This window comes from Algoriphagus antarcticus (genome assembly GCF_002150685.1).
GTDB lineage: Bacteria > Bacteroidota > Bacteroidia > Cytophagales > Cyclobacteriaceae > Algoriphagus > Algoriphagus antarcticus.
In genome coordinates, this window is the sequence record NZ_MSSW01000002.1 from 145,523 (window position 1) to 165,588 (window position 20,066).

The following is a 20,066-nucleotide window of genomic DNA, read 5'->3' on the forward strand; positions in this document are numbered from 1 at the left end:
TTTCATGGGTATATTCTGGATTTCCATTTCGTCTTGGAAGGCCAAAAATAGTAAAGAATAGTAAGGAGGATGGTATTGAAATTATAAAAATCAAAAAGCAGTACGTATATCCAATTGATTTTCACACCCACTTTACTAGCAATTCTTATAAGAAATATGCCTTGCAAAAGAATCTTAATCAAGGCTAAACTCATTCCAACTACTGGATTCATCACTAATAGAACGATAAGTCCGATAAAATACACGAACTGAAGAGCTAATATTAGTTTCCAGTAAAATGGCAAAGTCATTACCCCATTCATCCATCTCTTTCGCTGATTCAGTAAGTTTCGAAAACTTGTTTCGGGTTTGGTCAGCGCAAGCATTTCAGGACTTACTTGATGCAAGATTTTGAAACCTTCTCGCTGAATCGCTCTGGAGATTTCTAGATCTTCTGTAAGGCAAAAAGGTAAGTGCTTAAAACCGCCACATTGATCATAAGCCTTCTTGCTGATCACCATATTATTGCCCAAACCTGTAGTCGGAATAGTGAGATCCGTTGCGACTTTGATAAACCCTAAAGTCAGCCACCAATCGATCTCCTGAAATCTCTCCATCCAATTCTTCGCTTTGATCTGAGTAATTCCAATCACCAAACCAACGTTTTCAGCAAATGCACCTAATCCTTCTCTTATCCACTTTGGGTTTACCTCACAGTCTGCATCCGTAAAAAAGTAAAAGTCTCCCGTAGCTTTTTCCGCTAAAATAGCCAATGCATTAGCCTTGCCATTTTGATTATACTGGGCAGTTTCTGAAGAAGAAATAGTTTTGAAAATTCGGCTAGAACCACCTGCACACCAGTCTCTCAATATCTCTGATGTAAGATCTGAACTCTGATCGTCGGCAAATAGAAACTGGACCCGACCTACCGGATAATCTAAGTTCTCAAAAGATCCCAAAAGATCAGGAAGCTCTTTTTCCTCATTTCTGGCCGCTACCAGAACAGATACAAGTGGTAGGTCATTAGGTAGCTTTTTGTTGTGATTTTTCCAGAAAAATACAACGCGGATTATAGCAATGAGGAATTGAAACAAAATCAATCCGACTACTCCATAGCATAACCAGCCTATCATAGCACAGCTGTTTTCCAACCCATTTCCACTATGAAATCTAGATATCGAGGCAAAATCTTCGGCAAAAGCTCCTTGGTCTTCAATTGATCGTGGAAGACGGCAATAGTTCCAGCTTTAGTACAGTGAATAGACTTACTCAATACCACTTCTGGTTTCAAGTTTTGATCATAATCACCCGAAAGCATATCCCACATTACTATTTGATGATACTTGGAAATCTCTGCGGCCTGACTCGGTTTGAACAATCCATATGGAGGTCGGAATAATTTTGTCTTTATCCCCAACACATCACCCAAAACTCTATCACACAAGTCAACATTCTCCAAATAGACTGATTTTTCGGTTTTCCAGCCATTCAAATGGTTGAACGTATGATTGCCTATTCCATGGCCTGCACTCACCATTTCCTGAGCAAGTTTTGGATTCCTACGCACATTATCTCCAACCACAAAAAAAGTGGCAATCTGATCTCTTTTAGCCAATTCCTGCAAAACATATTCCGTAACTCCCGCCACCGGCCCATCGTCAAAAGTCAAGTAAACTGTATTCTCCTCCGAACTTTTTCGCCAAAGTCTCTCAGGGAAAAGCCGCTGAATAAGTACAGGAACTGTATGCCAAATCATCCTATTGGAATCTTAAACTCAGCAAAGTCAAGTCATCACGCAAAGGAACGTCTTTAGAAAACTGCTCAATTTTTTTCAAAAACTTCCGATGAAAATCATCCGGATCCAAATTCATATTCTTATCTACAAATTTCTCGAAGCGCTCTTCTCCATACTCCTCTTCGGATGGATTCATCGCCTCTGTCAGTCCATCGGTATAGAGATGCAGCGAGAAGTTTTTGAGGTGTTCCCGTTTTCCTATCTCCAGAAAAGGCAACTCTTCAAAAGCCCCCAAAATCGTTGTTCCCGCATGTAAATTTTCACATTTTCCAGTTTCTTCACGACAAAGCAAAGGTGGATTGTGTCCTGCATTCACATAGTTGAGTTCTCTGGTTTTAAAGTTGAAATGTCCAAGGAAAAAAGTAATGAAGCGCTCTCCGTGGGTATTTTCATACAAGGTATAATTCAACTGTTTTACCACCATTTCCAGATCTGCATCGCTGCGCAAAAGCGTACGCAAAGCTGCTTGGAAATTGGACATCAAAAGTGCTGCAGAAATTCCTTTTCCCGACACATCAGCGATACAGAAGTAAACCTCATCCTTGGATTTGCGGATCAGATCGTAATAGTCACCACCCACCATACTGTGCGGCAGGTAGGTTACCTTCGCCTTCAACTCCTTATCTATAGGAAGCTCCGCCGGAAAGAGCATTTGCTGCACCTGAGATGCAATGGCTACTTCCCTATTCAAAATCTCCTGCTCCATTTGCTTTCTGGCAAACCGCTTATTCTCCAATGCCACTACAAGAATATTGGTCAGGGCCTGAGTGAAATTCAAATCCAACTCCAAGTCCTGATCTTTTCTCCTTAAAAAAAGAATCGCAAGCATTTTGTCTTTATGATAGACAGGGAGGTAAGTTTCGAGTTCCTCAAAAGAATACTCTTCCTCCAAATCCAATCTCAACTCCCCTGTGGTTTTTTTGTCCAATACTTGATCAGCAGCAATCAACATTGGAACATTTCCCTTTACACCATGAGATATTTTATTTTCGAAAGCTCCTTCCTTAGCCACATAGAGTATCAGCGATTTGATATTCAGATGAATGAGGCAGGTAAACTTAAAAATATTGAGCAAAACCGCTTCTGGCTGATTTTCATTAATCGCCTGAGTGATCTCTAGCAGAGATTTCAATTGCAGTTCCTTGCGTTGATATTTGTGTATTTCTGTGGTCAATTCTAAAGTGTATTATGTGCCATCAAACCGTTTTTTGTCGCCAAAAAATATAAGCGCGTTCCTTCTTTCATGATATCAACTTCTCCAAATCTCTCTGTATCGGGATCATCGAGACACTTGATATAGCCTTGAGAATAAAGCCGCTGCAAAGTAGACAACAGCAGCTCCTCCTCCCAATCCAAGGTTTCCAAAAGATAGCTATAGGGCTGGACGAAATAAAGCTCGTCCATCAAGTCAAATTCCTCGTCGTTCATGATTCAAATTTCAGATTCTAAATTAACACTTCTTTAGTTCCCCCTGCCTTTCCATGTGAATTTTCCTCTCAAAGCTCCTGCCCCAACTTTTAAGACATAGAATGGATGCACAAATGAAGTCTGAATTATCGAGAGATTACCCGGTTGGCTACCTAGACTATTCAATACTTTGCCCAAGCTCATCTTTTCCGAAGTTACTTTCACAATCCAAACTAAACCAAAAGCCAGAACCCCTTTTCCACCTAGAGAAATCAAATAAAAGCTTCCAATCCAAACCAGTTGCACTAAAAATGCAACTGCTGCTGATAAAGCATGCGAAATGGAGCTATGTGCTCTCCACTTACTTGCCCATCGCACGCGCTGATTGACCAAGGCCTGCCAAGTAGGCTCTGGCTTTGTCTTGATCAACGTCTCCAAAGATGCTAAATAACAACAGGCTTCTGCTCCATACAACTTGTGGATTTTCTTCAACAGAAACTCATCATCTCCCGAAGCAAATTCACGATTTCCTTCGTATCCATTTACTTTCGCAAATGCTTCTTTTCTATATGCCAGATTGGCTCCGCTACACATCAAGGGATTTTTTTGGGCAAAAGAGTAATTAGTCATCAGTAAAATACTCGCCCAGTCCATTGCTTGAAATATCTCTAGAAACTCCCCTTTTCCTTCCACAAGGACTGCTCCGGCTACTAACTGAACCTCGGGGTTGTGGAAAGGCAGAACCATCTTTTCAACCCAAAATTCAGGGAAATAACAATCTGCATCTGAACACAGGATAATTTCCCCAGAGGCCAATGCTACTCCATGCTCCAAAGCAGATTTCTTGCCTTTTCCGGGACTTCGAAGAACTTGAACATTCTTCTTGTCTTCAAAACACTTTTGCAATAGCTGAAAAGAACCGTCCTCTGAGTGATCATCAAGCAAAAAAATCTCCAGATTTGGATACTTGAGTTTCTTAAGATTTAAGCCCAAACTTGGAATATTCTTAGCTTCATTTCGGAAAGGAACCATAAGCGTTACCTCTGGATAAAATGACCGAATTGGAGCGCTACCCACATTTTCCAGCCAAAATCTACTCATCCACCAAAGCAATGTGAAGTAACTCAGAGACCAGACGAGGTAAAAACTTAGCATGTTTTGGGCTAACTTGCGGGGGTGAGCAAAGAACAAGAAAAAGCACCAAAGGAAAAAATCATTTTAGGCATAGATCCCGGCACCAACGTAATGGGTTACGGGGTGATTTTGACTGAAGGCAAAAAGTATAAACTTCTACAATATGGTGTGATTCATCTCAAAAAGTATGAAACGCATGAGTTGAAACTCAAGAAGATTTTTGAACGCATCACGGCAATTTTGGAGGAATTTATGCCTGATAGCGTGGCCTTGGAAGCTCCTTTCTTTGGTGTAAATGTGCAATCTATGCTCAAGCTCGGTCGTGCTCAAGGTGTCGCCATGGCAGCAGCTTTGGTGAGAGATATCCCCATCACGGAGTATTCTCCTAAAAAAGTAAAACAGTCTGTCACTGGAAATGGAAATGCGTCCAAAGAACAAGTGGCCGCCATGCTTCAGACACTTTTCTCGTTAACTGAGCTTCCTAAAATGCTCGATGCAACAGACGCTTTGGCTGTGGCGTTATGCCATCATTTTCATGAGGGGAGGATTCAGACAAAAGGCAGAAATGCAGGTTGGAAATCATTCATCGAGGAAAATCCAGACCGTCTGAAAAAATAAAAACCCGGCATTAACCGGGTTCTTTTGATGTTTAGAGAAATAAACTAATCAGAAATCATACCCAATAGAAATTTTAAGCACACTGTTTTTGACATTCTGATTGTAATAATTCAAGCTCTGAAAGCCAATATCATAACTCACCTGAGCATTCAATCCCTGAGGTAATTTAGCCCCAACCCCTATCACTCCGGCGATATCATAACCCTTAATAGGCTCTGTACTCGTATCAGTACTTCCATCTGTAAATTCTAATTTTCTAGAAACCAAAACAGAACCTTGCGGCCCGGCAAATACATTGAGATAAGGGAGAAAATTAAGGCGTACCAATACTGGCACATCCACATAGCTCAGTCGGTCATTTTTGACCGCAGGTGTGCCGATTGCTCCAACTCGTTCGTGTCCTTTTTGAGAATATTGAATTCCTGGCTCTATCGAAATAAAACCCAACTCTTTTCTGAAATATGCTCCTGCATGAAATCCTGCGATAGGATCTGAAGCAAAGTCAGTGAAATTAGCGCTACTAAAGCCTGCTCTAACCCCAAATTGTGCCTGTGCTGTCCCGAATAACCCGAGTGCAAATACGAATACCAAAAGTTTTTTCATAAAATATTAATTAGTTAGTAGAGTTTATTTTAGTAGAATTCAATGATTTAAAGATTAAAAACTGAGATATTTCCAATATTAGGGCAAGTGTTAATGTGCTTCTTTTTAAATTAACTGTATAAAACTAAGACATCCATCATTAATTATACCTAAGCACCATTACTTTTTAGAAACGAACAAATGGAAAATTTCTCAAGCCTATTCAGCAAATTCCCCACCATAAGTGAACGAGCAAAAGTTGCGTTCGCCAGTCACTTAGAAGAATTTGAAGTAGAAAAGGGCTTCTTGCTAGAAAAAGAGGGGCAGGTAAGTAAGTATCTCTATTTCGTTTCGCAAGGATCAGCCAGAAGCTATTACATCCGCGAAAACCGGGATATCACCGTTTCTTTTACACTCGATGAGGAATTTGTCACCGCTATGCATTCCTTTATCACCAGAAAACCATCTTATGAAAACATCGAAACGATGGAGAAAAGCAAGGTTTTCAAAATTTCATACGAGGATCTACAAGTATGTTTTATAGACTTCCCCGAACTGGAGCGAGCCTATCGAATGATTTTGGAGCAGTATTATATTGTACTTGAGGAGCAACAGATCTTCACCAAATTCAAAACTGCTAGGGAAAGATACCTCGAACTGATGCAATACCGGCCAAAGGTGATTCAAAGGGCTTCTGTCGGTCAGATCGCTTCTTTTCTCGATATGACTATCGAAACCCTCAGTAGAATCAGGGCAAAGATTTGATGAATCAATCCTTCGGAATTTACTCAACTATTCCTTCCCTCCACTTCCTCTAAACTGATCTTCCTTATAAGCGAATAGCACATTGAACGTAGTCAATGAGCCATAAGCTCTGGTGATGTATTGCTGAAGATGAACTCGATCTTCGTCATCTAGCTTTGGATGATTATTGATGTTTTGTTCTAGCACGCGGAGCTTTTCGCGCACCATCACTATTTTATGGAAGAAAGCTGACATGGGGATTTCCTTAGGTTGCAGAGAGGCATCGTTGGGTTCAAAAACCACATTACCGCCCATCCATTTTCCTCCTAAAGGCACAATTGGTGCCCGCTCGGAAGTCTGGATTAGTGCTTCTCGAATTGCTTTCTCCACGTCCTTCATGGTAAGCATAGGGAAGTCGGGCACTTTGGCTTCCTCCACGGTAAATCCCTCGTAATCCCTTGCGAGCGTCTTGACTTCTTCGGTTGTATAAAAATAGATTTTGTAATAGGTGTCGTCCAACGAAAGGATCATTCCTGTCCCAAACTTTGGATGTACTAATTTGCTCCCTGGAGCTAGTTCACTTGCTTGTGCCATTGTAAAAAAGGTTTAGGTAGCCAAAATAAGGAAAATTGCGAATAGGTAAATGTCTAAATTGTTCTACATCCAGTACTTTAACCCAGATAGGTTCAATTTGTGGAACCAAGACTTAGCATGATGAAAATTAATGTGTGTAACCGCGATCTTACACGTACCCAATTTAATTACGGTTTTCACATGAAAAAACCCCCCAAGCCCCCTTAGTCCCGAAGGCTATCGGGAGGGGGATTAGCCGAAATTGAACCTCAACCATTGATTTCAAGACCATACGTGCAACATTACGAACAGTCATAAAAATTATTATTGATAACTAACACTATTACTCTTCTGAGATAAATCGCATGAAAAGAATCCCTGAACTGATGCTAATGGGTATTTCCATTTTTCTCGGCTTCACCTTTTGGGGAGCTGGAATGGCAAAGCTTTTTCATGAGCATCAGTTTTTTGGATGGATCGGCCCTGTTTGGCTTATCGAAGAACTGGAACCTTATGGTTTAGGGCTTTATGGCAAATTCATTGCGCTCAGTCAAATCTGCATTGGCTATATGCTGGTCACCACTCGCTACAAATTGCTCGGAAGCATTATGATGATCCCTATGATAGGTAATATTCTGATGGTGACTATTTCATTGGATTGGAGAGGAACTCCATTTGTTTTAGCTTTTCTATTACTACTTGATGTGATATTACTTTGGCAGTACAGAGACTTTTTCAGACCGTTGATCGATGAAGGAAAAAGTCGATTTGACATCAAAAGCAGATTCATCCGAACCAGAAATGGGCATTTGGTGTGGCTTGCTGGCTTAGGGCTTCAGCTCTCTGCTATTCAGGCTTCCTATTGGAATTGGATGGTGGCGTGTTTGATTGTTTTGTTAGGATTGGTGTTGTCGGGATTGAGTTTTCGAGTAGATCGGAAGTTGATGAGTGATGTTGATTTAAAAATTCCTTAACAGTACATTTAAAGATAACAAAGCATTTAAATCCTACTTTACACTTTAACGAAGCTCCCATTTTATGAACGCTGTCACAAAGATCACTTTTGCTACTCTGTTTTTTTTAGCACTTTCCATTAATCTTTCCGCTCAAGATTTTCTCCCATCAGCCTTCCCAGATCGTATTATACTGACTTGGTCGGATGATCCCATGACTACGCAATCTGTGACTTGGAGAACTTCAGCCGATGTGACGGATTCCAAAGCGCAATTTATCCTAGCTCCAAATACTCCGATTTATTTAGACAGCGTGGAAACTTTCGATGCAAAAACTGAATCTCTAGATGTGGACAGCGTGCAGGCAAACTATCATTCGGTAACTTTCCGAAGCCTAAAGCCAGCTACTACTTATGCTTATCGTGTGGGAAACGAAGGGACGTGGAGCGAATGGCTACAATTCACCACAGCTCCTGAAAAAGGCACTCCGTTTTCTTTCGTGTATTTTGGAGACGCGCAAAACAACCTGAAATCGCAATGGTCCAGAATTGTTCGACAAGCTTACTCCAATTTGCCAAAAGCTGCTTTTATGCTTCATGCTGGTGATTTGATCAACAGTACCCAATCTGATTCTGAGTGGGGTGAGTGGAATCATGCCGGCTCATTTATCAATGCCATGATCCCGAGTATAGCCACCCCGGGCAACCATGAATATGACCGTGAAGAAGATGGGACTTTGGTACTTGATTATCACTGGAAAAAGCAATTCACTTTACCTGAAAATGGCCCTGAAGGATTTGAAGAGACAGTTTATTATACTGACTATTCTGATTTGAGAATGATTTCCCTTAACTCCCAAGAGATCGTTTTGGATGAAAGATCTATGGAACTTCAAAAAGTTTGGTTGGTAAAAGTGCTGGAGGAGAACACTCAAAAATGGACAATTATTTCCTTTCACCACCCTATATATTCTACGGGAACTGGCAGAGATAACAAGGAATTTCGTGAAGCTTTCAAGCCAATATTTGACAAATACAAAGTTGATCTTGTGCTCCAGGGACATGACCATTCGTATGGCCGCGGAAGAAACTTACCTTCTGGCGTAGCGAATCAGGATCCATCCGCTCAAGGCCCAGTGTATGTAGTATCTGTCAGCGGGCCGAAGATGTATAACCTCACCTTTGAAAAATGGATGGATCGCGCTGCCTCCAATACACAACTCTACCAGCTGATCAGCCTCGAAGGCAATCGTCTTAGCTACGGAGCTTATACAGCCACGGGAGAATTGTATGATGCTTTTGAACTCATCAAGACTGATGGCAAGCCGAAGCAATTCATCGATAGAGCGGATAAAGCTATACAAGAGGCTATTGAACTGACTCCTGGAACAGCCGAAAAAATGACTCCCGAGGAAATGGCTGAATATATGAGAACCTACAAGAAAGGTAATTGATCAAGAACTGATCAGCTTTTTGAGGAACAATTGTATGCTTAGTAGGTTTGTGAAATTAAGGTATACTTACCCTATTCTGGCTTATTTCTTGACAGTTTTGAAGGTTAGAGAAGAATACATTTACATTCCACAGCTAAAAGGTCAAATCGATTAAAACTTTTCTTATCAAATTTCTCAAGATTTTAGGCATTATTCTGGGCGTTATTTTGGTCCTAGCAATTGCTCTGATTCTCTTTATCAGAAGCCCATGGGGTCAGGGCATTGTTGTGGATAAAGCTACGAGCTACGTTTCTGACAAAACGGGTACTGAAGTACGCATAGAGCGTCTTTTCATTACTTTCTCGGGAAATATTTATCTCGAAGGTTTATATCTGGAGGACACCAAAGGTGACACCTTAATCTATTCTAAGAACCTGGAAGCTGGAGTAGCTTTTGCCCCGCTCCTAAGTACGGGCAACATCAATGTCACCAAGTTAGATTGGGAAGGACTGGTAGCGAGAGTGAGTCGAAGTGCAGAAACGGAGAAATTTAACTTTGATTTTTTGATTGAGGCTTTTGCTTCCCAACCTGCGGATTCTACGCAAACTGTAGCCACTGATACCACTGCTTCTGATCCACCGAAAATTAAGCTTTCTCCGATTTCGATAAGGGATTTTGACATCACCTATTTGGATGAAGTGATGGGAATCGATGCTTCACTCCTTCTGGGAGAATTGGAAGTCACTATTCCTGGATTGGACTTAGAAAAATATGAGTTTGACATTAAACAAATAGCACTACAAAACACCAAAATCAAGTATCATCAGACTAAACCATTTCCTCCTTCCGAAGAGCCGGAAGAGGAACCCTTGATGCCCATCGTCAATCTGGATGAGTTGACCTTGAGCAATGTAACCGCGGATTATATAAGCTCTCCGGATAGTCAGGAAGCTCAGGTTGAGATTGGTCATTTACTCGTAGAATTGCCAGAAGCAAATCTCAAAACCCAAACCGTCAAACTCACTACACTTGCGCTGGAAAATTCCAGCATTCTATTCCACGATTTCTCACTGACTTCATCAGTTGACACAATAAACAGTACTTCTTCAGCGCCCTTCGAGTGGCCAGATTGGATCGTAGAAGCCAACGATATCTCTATTGATTCCACAAACATCGAATATAAATCAGCAGATATTTCAATCAAAAAAGGTTATTTCAATCCAGAAGCAATTCAAATCACAGCACTTAATCTTGATTTGGAAAACGCATTTATACGAGATGAAAAAGTAGGACTTGAACTGAACAAACTGGAATTTACAGAAGGAAGCGGCTTTGAGCTTCGCGAGTTCAGCACAGCAATCAGTTTGGGAAATGAGGAGATAGAAATTGAGGACTTACTCCTTCAAACCAACCGCAGCAAGCTGGATGGAAACCTAACCTTGAATTATCAGTCGATTCAAAGTCTTTTTGATCAGCCTGAAAATGCCAGCGCAATCCTGACTATAGACGAGTTGAGGGCAGATGTACGCGACAGTTATTTCTTTGCTCCCGAATTGGCTCGGGACACTTTAATCCAAGAGATAGCAAAGTCGCCAATTCTCTTGACTGCCAAAGCAAAAGGAAATCTGTCTGCGATTGACATTTCATCGCTTAATCTGAGATGGAGCGATACAAAACTGACAACCCAAGGAACAGTTGGCAACCCAACCGACGTGGAATTGCTGACTTTTGATTTCCCGGATATTAAAGCTCATACCACCAGGAAGACACTCATCAAATTCGTGGACGAATCCGCTCTTGGTATAAAACTTCCTGAGAATTTTGATCTGACCGCAAGTGCCAAAGGCAAGATCGATGATGCAGTCGCAGACTTACAACTGGATACTGATTTTGGGAATATTGCCCTCAATGGAAGTTACAAAAACAGTGATGCAATCTCATTCGACACAGAACTAGCTGTCTCCATGCTACAGCTCGGAAAAATCCTTCAAAACGAGAATTTAGACACGGTATCTGTCACCCTAAAAGCAATCGGAGAAGGTAGCAGTCTAAATGATCTGAATGCGAGTCTAACTTCATCTTTCACTCAGCTGGGCTTGTATGGCCATGATTATTCAGGATTGGAACTAGAAGGCAAACTGGAAAATGGAGCTGGCGATGTGCGAATGTGGATTGATGAAGAGTTCCTTAATTTTGATTTATTGACCAAGCTTGATCTCGATTCCTTGAATTCAAAAGTTGATTTGACTTTGGATCTGCAAGGAGCGGATTTTTATGCTTTAGGCTTTACTGCCAAACCTACCCGAGCTCGGATGATGCTAAATGCTAATTTCGAAGGAAATGCAGCAGCATTTGATCTGACTACAAAGATCACCGATGGAATCATCGTATATGAGCAGAAATCCTATCCGTTTGGCATTCTTGATATAAATGCCAAAATACGCGAAGATTCTTCAAGTGTGGACATTGCGAGCAAAATCCTGAATGGTTATTTGCGAACTAACACTAATCCTTCTGAGCTGACATCATCCTTACAGGGGCATTTCAGGCACTATTTGGATAAAGCTGATTCATTACATGCAAACTCCCAAAGTGATGTAATCATGAATCTGGATATGGTAATTTCAGAAGACCCGCTCCTGAGCGAGGTTCTTCTTCAGAGTTTGGAGCAATTTGACAGCGCAAGGATTCAAGTCGACTATTTTCAGGAAATTGATTCCTTGACAGCAACTATCGATTTCCCATTTGTGAATTATGCAGGAACAGAAGTGGATAGTTTAGGAATTAGAATTCGCTCAAATGAAAATGTGTTGCGAATGTATTTTGGATTTGCAAATCTGAATTCCGGACCCGTCACCATGGATCAAACCTTTGTTACCGGTCAGCTTGCCGACTCAAGGCTTTATTTTGATTTTCATTCTTATGAAGGCGAAGAAAGAAAGTATCACGTTTCTTCAGATATAGGATTGGATGGAGACACCCTCAGCTATCATGTATCTTCGATTGATTTGATATTGAAAGGTGAGCAATGGAACATTCCCGAGAAAAATTTGGTGAAATATTCTGGGGAAAGTCTGGAATTCAAGGATTTCAAATTCACAAATGGAAATCAGGAAATAACCTGGGAAAACAATGTGGAGGGCTTTACAGACGAAAATATCGCGGTTGTCTTTGATGACTTTAGACTTTCAACTCTTACCAGTCTTCTGAATCCACAAGAACTCGTTGCAGGCGGAAAAATGGACGGAAGACTTGTGATGGAGAATCCATTTGGCGCTACAGGGGTGATGGGAGAATTGAAGATTGACAGTTTGAAAGTGTTTGCCGTTCCTTTGGGTAATCTGAGTTTGGATGCTTCGGCCAAGAATCTAGGTGACTACGTTCTAGCTCTCTCCTTGAAAGACGATGGCGTTGATTTGGATCTGAACGGCAATTTTGCCGCCAATGAGGAAGGTGGTGAATTTGATATCAAGCTTGAATTGAACAGAGTGGAAATACAGAAATTGGCTGAACTTTCAGGAGACCAGATCCGTGATGCCGCCGGGTATCTTACGGGTACTGTAAATGCATCCGGGACGACCACCGATCCACAGTATAATGGTGATTTTCAATTTAATGAAGCATCCTTTGTCCCAACGCAACTAAGCACAAAGTATTTGCTTTCTGATGAAAAAATCTCTGTAGACAATGAGGGCCTTTATCTCAATCAATTTACCGTGAGGGATATGGACGGAAATACATTCGTAGTTGATGGCAGCGTTCTGACAGAAAGTTATTTAAACCCATCCTTTGACCTGAATCTGACTGCAAAGAACTTTATGGTCATCAATTCTACTAACAAAGACACTGATCTTTTCTACGGAAAAGGCACTATAGATGCAGATGTGTCCATTCAGGGAGATCTCACACTTCCTATCGTAAATGCAAAGCTTCATGTACAAGACAATACTGATCTGACCATTATTATTCCTGAGTCCCAGGCTGATCTTGTCGAGCGACAGGGTGTGGTACTCTTTGTCAATAAGGAAAATCCTGACGCCATTCTGACTCGTCAGATGGAAGAGACTACAGACGTATTTTCCGGATATGACATTTCTGCTATTTTAACCGTAGAACCCGAAGCTGTTTTCACTATTGTAATAGATGAGGCTTCAGGTGACAACCTTGCAATTTCCGGTGCAGCGAATCTTTCTTTGGATATAGATCCTAATGGCCGGATCACTCTTAGCGGAACATATGAAGTAAATGACGGACATTATGAAATGTCGCTATACGGCTTGGTTAGCAGAAGATTTGAGATCGCCAATGGCGGAAGAATAACCTGGAACGGAGATCCAATGGATGCTACATTGGATCTTCAGGCTATCTACAAAATAGAGACTTCCCCATCCGCACTTATGGCCTCGCAGATATCTGGCAGTAGTAGTGCTTCACAATCCCAATACAATCAAAAGTTGGACTTTCTTGTTTATCTGAATGTGGGTGGTGAGCTTTTAAAACCAGAAATCTCCTTCACTTTAGATATGCCAGAGGGTGCGCGAGGAGCTTTTGGCGGAAACGTTTATTCCAGGGTGCTGCAGATCAATGAGCAACAAGATGAGCTCAATAAGCAGGTCTTCTCCTTACTGGTGCTGAATAGATTCTTTCCTTCTACAGGGAGTGACGGGTCAAACGGAGGAGCTGAAGCCATCGCTAGAAACAGCGTCAGCCAATTACTTTCTGATCAGATGAATGCATTATCAAGCAAACTGTTTGGAGATAGCGGTTTGTCCGTCGGCTTTGATGTGGACAGCTATCAAGATGGAGGAGCTCAGAATAGAACTGAGTTAAACATCAATGCTCAGCAAAGTCTTTTCAATGACCGCTTGGTCGTACAAGTCGGAAGTCAGGTTGATTTAGAAGGTACTCCAGCAAGTCAACAGAATACAGCAAGTTCAATTTTGGCAAATATCAGCTTCGAATACATGCTTTCCGAAGACGGTAGATGGAGAATCCGCGCCTTTAGAAAAAACCAATTTGAGAGTATTATTGATGGACAGTTGGTAGTGACTGGCGCTGGATTAGTATTCAACCGAGAGTTCAATCAATTCCGAAACCTCTGGAAACCTGAAGAAGTGAAAGATGGAGAGGTAAAAACAAATCCAATTGAAGAGCTGGAAAAAGAAAATGACAAGGACAAAAAGGAGCAAAAACAAGTAGAAAAAGAAGAAAGGAAAAAAGCAAAGGCCAATAAAAAATCAGAGGGAAATGAAAATTAAACGCCATATATCCTTGATCAGCGCCATTTTGCTACTTGCTATGGCTTGTAATGTAAAGAAGTACATTCCTAAAGATGAGTTTCTTTACACTGGTGCCGATCTTAAACTCAAAACTGAGGCAAAAATCAGCGATATAGATGAGATCCAAGCTGAACTGGAAAGCCTGCTAAAACCTGAGCCAAATAGCAAAATACTGGGAATGTATGTGGGGCTTTGGGCGCACTATAAAGGAACGCAAGAAAAGCCGGGATTCATCAACAGATTTTTGAATAAAAAGCTAGGTGAGGAACCAGTGTATTTCAGTCAAGTTGACCCAGCCAGAACTGAAGAACTGATTCTAAACAGGCTGGATAACAGAGGTTTTTTCTATAGTACTTCCAGCTCAGATATCATCCTTAAAAACAAGGTAGCAAAGGTCAATTACGTGGCAGAATTCGGTGAACCTTATACCCTTTCAAAGTTTCAGTTAGATCGGGATTCCCTGCAGATTGAGCATGAAATAACTTCATTGCTAGATGAAACATTCATAGTAGAAGACAGTCGCTTTGATCTCAACACTCTGAATCGGGAGCGGGCTAGAATTGACTCTGCTTTGAAGGAGCAAGGATATTATAATTTCAATGATGATTTTCTGATTTTTGAGGCAGACACTAATATTTCTGACACTTTACGGAAATTCAATCTATACCTGAGATTAAAGCAAAATACTCCCGAAAGAGGAATTATCCCCTACCAAATAGATGAAATAAATGTCTTTCCCAACTATTCAATCGATGAAAGTGGAGAGAAACTAGATACAACTGTAGTAGCAGAAAAGAATTTCATCCAAGGGAACTTGGTGTTCAGACCTTCCCTTTTGGAAGATTATATTCTGATACAAAAAGAGGAACTCTATAGCCCCAAGATGTCCAAGCTTACAAGTAATAGATTAAGTTCTATCGGTACTTATAAGTTTGTAAATCTACGCTATGAAGAGCTAAGCACCGATGACTCACTAGGTCATCTTCAGGCAAATATTTACCTCTCGCCGATGACGAAAAGATCCGTGAGAGCAGAGCTTTTGGGTGTATCCAAATCAAACAATTTTGCAGGGCCAACTTTAAATCTTACTTATAGAAATCGTAATATTTTTAACGGTGGAGAGACATTTAATCTATCTACTAAATTCGCTTACGAATTTCAGGTAGCGGGCGGCGACAGGTCTAATCTGAAATCATTTGAAGTAGGAGTCAATGCTGATCTGATTTTCCCAAGAGTTATTTTCTTCGTTCCTATCCGTGAAAAATTCAGTTATGCCGTACCGAAAACCAAAATGGGAATAGGTGTTGAATACCTCAGCAGAGGAGGCCTATATCGCTTAAATTCATTCTCGACGAACTACGGATATTTCTGGAATCCCAATCCTTTCGTCTACCATGAAATTAATCCTATAAGTGTAAATTTGGTGAATCTCACTAGAACCTCACCTGAATTTGAGGCGATTCTGGATGCAAACCCATTTTTGAGAAGAAGTTTTGAACAAAACTTTATTGCTGGAATCAACTACACATTCCAATACAATAAGCTGCAGGACAAATATAGAAAGCATGCGATTTTCACGGGCGTGACTATTGACTTGGCAGGAAACGCATTAAACCTGATCAATTCTATCGCAGGTACTGAGAACGGAAAATTCCTGGGATTAGCATATGCACAGTACACAAAAGCTGATCTTGATTTTCGATATTATTTCCGCCCGAATGAAAAGCATACTATTGCAACCAGACTTTTTCTGGGAGCTGGACTTCCATTTGGCAACTCAGTCTCTCTGCCTTATGTGAAGCAATATTTTTCCGGTGGACCAAATAGTATAAGGGCTTTCAGAATCCGATCTATAGGGCCTGGAACTTACCGACCAAAAACTGATGACAATAGCTCATTTTTCGACCAATCCGGTGATATAAGATTTGAGGGGAATATTGAATACCGGTTCCCGATCGTTTCTTACTTGAAAGGCGCGGCATTTATGGACGCTGGAAATATCTGGCTACGAAATGAAAACGAAGCACTGCCTGGAGGCAAATTCACTAAAAACTGGTACAAGGAACTCGCCGTCGGAGCAGGCGTAGGATTGAGAATTGATATACAATTCTTTGTGATACGCTTTGATTTTGCCACCCCACTTCGCTATCCATACCTCCCGGAAGGAGAGCGCTGGAGCAATAATTTTAATATAGGCAGCAAAACCTGGAGACGTGAAAATTTGATTTTCAACTTTGCTATTGGCTATCCTTTTTAAGCATAGAACCTAACGGTAAAAACCAATTCAGCTTCTAATGAAAATGTCTATTATCTTAGGGGATAAGCAATTTTTTGACTTAAAAGATTTCTATGAAATTCCCTTCAATTGCAAAGCTCCAGAAAGACGGAACAAGTACCGCAATACGCTTCCCCTTTAGTTTACTTTTTGGAGTTCTAGCGGCAGGATTAAGCATCTACATTATTGAAACTGAACCCATAGACGATCTGTGGTTCCTCAATCTCCTACTTACTTTTGCTCTAGGAATTCCACTTTATTTTTGCATTGACGTCCTTGCGGAAAGAAAGAAGTTCACCACTATGCAAAGGCAACTTGCCTGGGTAATTGGTTTGCTATTTTTGGGTTTAATCTATTTTAGTTTCCCTTCGGAGGATACTTTGACGAATAACAGAGTTCCATACATACGGTATGCCATTTACAATCTGGCGATTCACTTGATGGTCGCCTTTCTCCCCTATTTTGGAAGTGATAATCAGGAAGGATTCTGGAACTACAATAAGATTTTATTCATCCGACTGATCACTGGAATCTACTATTCTTTGGTGATTGTTATAGGAATCGACCTAGCACTTTTAGCCATCAATACACTTTTCGAGGTCAATATTCAAGGAGAGACTTATGCTCAAATATTTGCCATTACTTTCGGCGTTTTCAATACTTGGTTTTTCTTAGCTGGTATCCCAAAGTTCTTTGAAAACAAAGTCACTCTGGAAGATTACCCTAAAGGCCTGAAGATTTTCACACAATTCATCTTAATACCACTCCTACTTATTTATCTCTGCATTCTATATTTCTATGGAGCAAAAATCATCATTACCGGAGACTGGCCGAAAGGAATTGTGACTTATATGATTGTAGCCATATCGGTACTGGGGATTTTCACCAACCTGCTCCTTTATCCCTATCAGCAATGGAAAGAAAGCGGCTGGATTAAAAAATTTCATGGAGCCTATTACCTCCTTCTCATCCCATTAGTCACCCTGCTTTTCTTTGCCATAGGTATTCGTATCCAGGATTATGGTCTTACTGTGAACCGCTATATTATCACCTTGATGGGGATTTGGCTGACCTTTATCTGTATTTATTATTCGTTTGGGAAAAAGAATATCAAGACAATTCCAGCATCTCTTGCCTTGTTCATGATCTTATCATCTTTTGGCCCATGGGGGATGTTTAGCCTGAGTGAAAGAAATCAGCGAAACCGTCTTGCTGGCATATTGACAGAAAATAAGATTTTGGTAAATGACAAAATTCAAAATGAAGTCAATTGGGTACTTGGAGAGAAGGGCAGCCTCAAGCCATTGGGTGAATTGCGAACAAAATCACTCCAAACAGAGAAGTTGAATGAAGTAAATTCCATCCTTCAATATCTGGAGGATTATCATGGAATGGAAAACATATATCCATGGTTTGAGCAGGATTTATATAGCTTGATGGAGAATACCACTAAAAGTCCAGTAGCTATAAACCCAAGTAAATTTCTGATAGAATCCATGGGACTGACGTATGTCCCTTACTATCAAATGCTGAATGAATCAGATTCATTTAAAGAACTGAACCTAGTTACATACGAGGACTTCGAAGTTCAAATCTCTGAATACGACTATCTCCTACACATAAATATAGGGGCATGGAATCAGGACAAGGAATCCCTCACTGAAAGGAAGTATAACCTGGAAGTGGACAAGGACGGCCAAACGAATTTAATCTTAAAATGGGCTGATGGACAGATGACTTTCGATCTTTCAAACGACTTGAAAGACCTCTTAAACTTATACGATGGCGGTTATCACGAGGTAAATTCAGAGGAGTTAGTCATTTCCAGAAAAAATGAAAAGCTAGAAATAAAATTGCTGTTAAAATCAATGACGATAAGAAATTCAGAAGGCAAACTAACGCTTCAAAGCCTAGAAGGATTATTGTTGGTCAATGAAATTCAGGAGGAATAACCTGCTGATTTTCTATCCTAAATTCATTCTCAGTATATTGATGAAGAGAAATTCCAGCAAGGATTTCTAAGACTATTTTTCTACCCTTTAGTAAATTCCAGTCAAATTATGGCATTTATAGATTACTACAGTGTCCTAGGCATAGCCAAAAATGCTAGCGAGGCAGATATCAAAAAAGCATACCGAAAACAAGCCCGAAAGTACCATCCTGACGTCAATCCAGATGATAAAACTGCGGAGCACAAGTTCAAGGAAGTAAATGAAGCAAATGAAGTTCTCAGTGATCCTGAAAAGCGCAAGAAATACGACAAGTACGGCAAAGACTGGAAGCATGCAGATCAGTTTGAGCAGGCTGGAGCAAGTGGCGGAAGACGGCAACGTGGCCAGGGGAATCCAGGAGCTGGTTTTGGTGGCGAAGGTTATGGTGGAGCAGACTATTCCGATTTCTTTGAATCCATGTTTGGCGGATCTGGAGGTGGCTTCAGGCAAGGTGGCAGAAGCACCAAATTCAAAGGACAGGACTTTAATGCAGAACTTCAGCTTTCTATCCACGACGCATACCAAACCCGCAAGCAAGTTCTCACGGTAAACGGAGAGAATATCCGCCTTACGATCGCAGCTGGCATAGCCGATGGTCAGACCATCAAAATCAAAGGAAAAGGAGCCCCAGGAATCAATGGTGGGCCAAATGGCGACTTATACATCAAGTTTGCAATCAAAAACGACACGAAATTCCAGCGCGAAGGAGACAATCTCTATTCCTCAGAGGATCTGGATCTTTATACGTCTATGCTGGGCGGAGAGCTTTTGGCAGATACATTTGGTGGAAAAGTCAAACTGAAAGTTGCTCCGGAAACGCAAAATGGAACCAAGGTGAGACTCAAAGGGAAGGGGTTTCCAGTCTATAAAAAAGAAGGCGAATTCGGGGATTTGATCCTGACCTATTCAATCAAAAACCCTACGAATCTGACGGCAGAAGAGAAAAAGTTATTTGAAGAACTCCAAAAACTAAGATAAGATGGCACAGCAAGAATTGATACTTATAGAAACGCTCTGTACGCATTATGAGATCGAAGTTTCATTTGTGGACTCACTTTACAGCTTGGGTTTGATCGAGATTCATACCATAGAGCAGACACGATTTATTCCTGAGGAAAAAGTAGCTGATTTGGAAAAAATGATCCGAATCCATCAAGACCTTGAAGTCAATCCAGAAGGCATAGATGTGATATTCAATTTGCTCCGCAAAATAAATAACTTAAGGAGTGAGCTGGCTGATACCAAAAATAGACTGATACGATACGAACTCGAAAATCAATAAACAAACTACCCTAAAACAAACT

Annotated in this window: 16 protein-coding genes; 9 read left to right on the forward strand and 7 right to left on the reverse strand. The window is 40.9% G+C overall.

The features are described 5' to 3' along the window. Positions 1 to 2 precede the first annotated feature (2 nt). From BVH04_RS01775 to BVH04_RS01795, 5 genes are read right to left on the reverse strand one after another with little or no spacing between them, the layout of a single operon-like run. Positions 3 to 1,112: a glycosyltransferase gene (locus BVH04_RS01775; protein WP_086539613.1), complete on the reverse strand. Its 1,110-nt coding sequence runs from the start codon at positions 1,110 to 1,112 to the stop codon at positions 3 to 5. Next, on the reverse strand, positions 1,109 to 1,735 hold the full coding sequence (locus BVH04_RS01780) for a polysaccharide deacetylase family protein (RefSeq protein WP_086539614.1): 627 nt from the start codon (positions 1,733 to 1,735) through the stop codon (positions 1,109 to 1,111). The genes BVH04_RS01775 and BVH04_RS01780 overlap by 4 nt, the downstream gene beginning before the upstream one ends. Before the next feature lies 1 nt (position 1,736). Then, complete coding sequence (locus tag BVH04_RS01785; RefSeq protein ID WP_086539615.1) at positions 1,737 to 2,948, reverse strand: PP2C family protein-serine/threonine phosphatase; 1,212 nt, start codon at positions 2,946 to 2,948, stop codon at positions 1,737 to 1,739. Positions 2,949 to 2,950: 2 nt separating this feature from the next. Next, on the reverse strand, positions 2,951 to 3,202 hold the full coding sequence (locus BVH04_RS01790) for a hypothetical protein (protein ID WP_086539616.1): 252 nt from the start codon (positions 3,200 to 3,202) through the stop codon (positions 2,951 to 2,953). A 33-nt stretch (positions 3,203 to 3,235) separates the two neighbouring features. After that, on the reverse strand, positions 3,236 to 4,336 hold the full coding sequence (locus BVH04_RS01795; RefSeq protein WP_086539617.1) for a glycosyltransferase: 1,101 nt from the start codon (positions 4,334 to 4,336) through the stop codon (positions 3,236 to 3,238). A gap of 21 nt (positions 4,337 to 4,357) precedes the next feature. Between BVH04_RS01795 and ruvC the strand changes: the two genes are divergently transcribed. Next, positions 4,358 to 4,933 (forward strand): crossover junction endodeoxyribonuclease RuvC, encoded by a 576-nt coding sequence (gene ruvC / locus BVH04_RS01800; protein WP_086539618.1) that lies wholly within the window; start codon positions 4,358 to 4,360, stop codon positions 4,931 to 4,933. 48 nt (positions 4,934 to 4,981) lie between these two features. Here the strand turns inward: ruvC and BVH04_RS01805 are convergent, their stop codons facing one another. After that, positions 4,982 to 5,536: a porin family protein gene (locus BVH04_RS01805; RefSeq protein WP_086539619.1), complete on the reverse strand. Its 555-nt coding sequence runs from the start codon at positions 5,534 to 5,536 to the stop codon at positions 4,982 to 4,984. A 180-nt stretch (positions 5,537 to 5,716) separates the two neighbouring features. Here BVH04_RS01805 and BVH04_RS01810 point away from each other — a divergent pair, with 180 nt between their 5' ends. After that, positions 5,717 to 6,280 carry a Crp/Fnr family transcriptional regulator gene (locus BVH04_RS01810; RefSeq protein ID WP_086539620.1) on the forward strand — a complete coding sequence of 188 codons (564 nt, stop codon included), beginning with the start codon at positions 5,717 to 5,719 and terminating at the stop codon, positions 6,278 to 6,280. Between the two features lie 27 nt (positions 6,281 to 6,307). On the opposite strand, the gene BVH04_RS01815 is transcribed toward BVH04_RS01810, so the two are convergent. Next, entirely contained in the window at positions 6,308 to 6,853 is a 546-nt protein-coding gene (locus tag BVH04_RS01815; protein WP_086539621.1) for a hypothetical protein, read from the reverse strand. Between the two features lie 344 nt (positions 6,854 to 7,197). Here BVH04_RS01815 and BVH04_RS01820 point away from each other — a divergent pair, with 344 nt between their 5' ends. The 7 genes from BVH04_RS01820 to BVH04_RS01850 all read left to right on the forward strand — a co-directional run bounded on the left by BVH04_RS01820 (position 7,198) and on the right by BVH04_RS01850 (position 20,044). Continuing rightward, the gene (locus BVH04_RS01820) at positions 7,198 to 7,806 is read left to right on the forward strand and encodes a hypothetical protein (RefSeq protein WP_086539622.1); all 609 of its coding nucleotides are present in this window, start codon (positions 7,198 to 7,200) and stop codon (positions 7,804 to 7,806) included. 64 nt (positions 7,807 to 7,870) lie between these two features. Further along, positions 7,871 to 9,238: a purple acid phosphatase family protein gene (locus tag BVH04_RS01825; protein WP_086539623.1), complete on the forward strand. Its 1,368-nt coding sequence runs from the start codon at positions 7,871 to 7,873 to the stop codon at positions 9,236 to 9,238. A 206-nt stretch (positions 9,239 to 9,444) separates the two neighbouring features. After that, positions 9,445 to 14,475, forward strand: a complete 5,031-nt coding sequence (locus BVH04_RS01830; RefSeq protein WP_086539624.1) for a translocation/assembly module TamB — start codon at positions 9,445 to 9,447, stop codon at positions 14,473 to 14,475. Then, on the forward strand, positions 14,465 to 16,753 hold the full coding sequence (gene tamL / locus BVH04_RS01835; RefSeq protein ID WP_086539625.1) for a translocation and assembly module lipoprotein TamL: 2,289 nt from the start codon (positions 14,465 to 14,467) through the stop codon (positions 16,751 to 16,753). Before BVH04_RS01830 ends, tamL begins: the two co-directional genes overlap by 11 nt. Before the next feature lie 92 nt (positions 16,754 to 16,845). Beyond that, positions 16,846 to 18,723, forward strand: a complete 1,878-nt coding sequence (locus tag BVH04_RS01840; RefSeq protein ID WP_086539626.1) for a DUF4153 domain-containing protein — start codon at positions 16,846 to 16,848, stop codon at positions 18,721 to 18,723. Between the two features lie 108 nt (positions 18,724 to 18,831). Continuing rightward, positions 18,832 to 19,740: a DnaJ C-terminal domain-containing protein gene (locus tag BVH04_RS01845; RefSeq protein WP_086539627.1), complete on the forward strand. Its 909-nt coding sequence runs from the start codon at positions 18,832 to 18,834 to the stop codon at positions 19,738 to 19,740. Between the two features lies 1 nt (position 19,741). Further along, positions 19,742 to 20,044 (forward strand): chaperone modulator CbpM, encoded by a 303-nt coding sequence (locus tag BVH04_RS01850; protein WP_086539628.1) that lies wholly within the window; start codon positions 19,742 to 19,744, stop codon positions 20,042 to 20,044. The last annotated feature ends 22 nt before the right edge of the window (positions 20,045 to 20,066 follow it).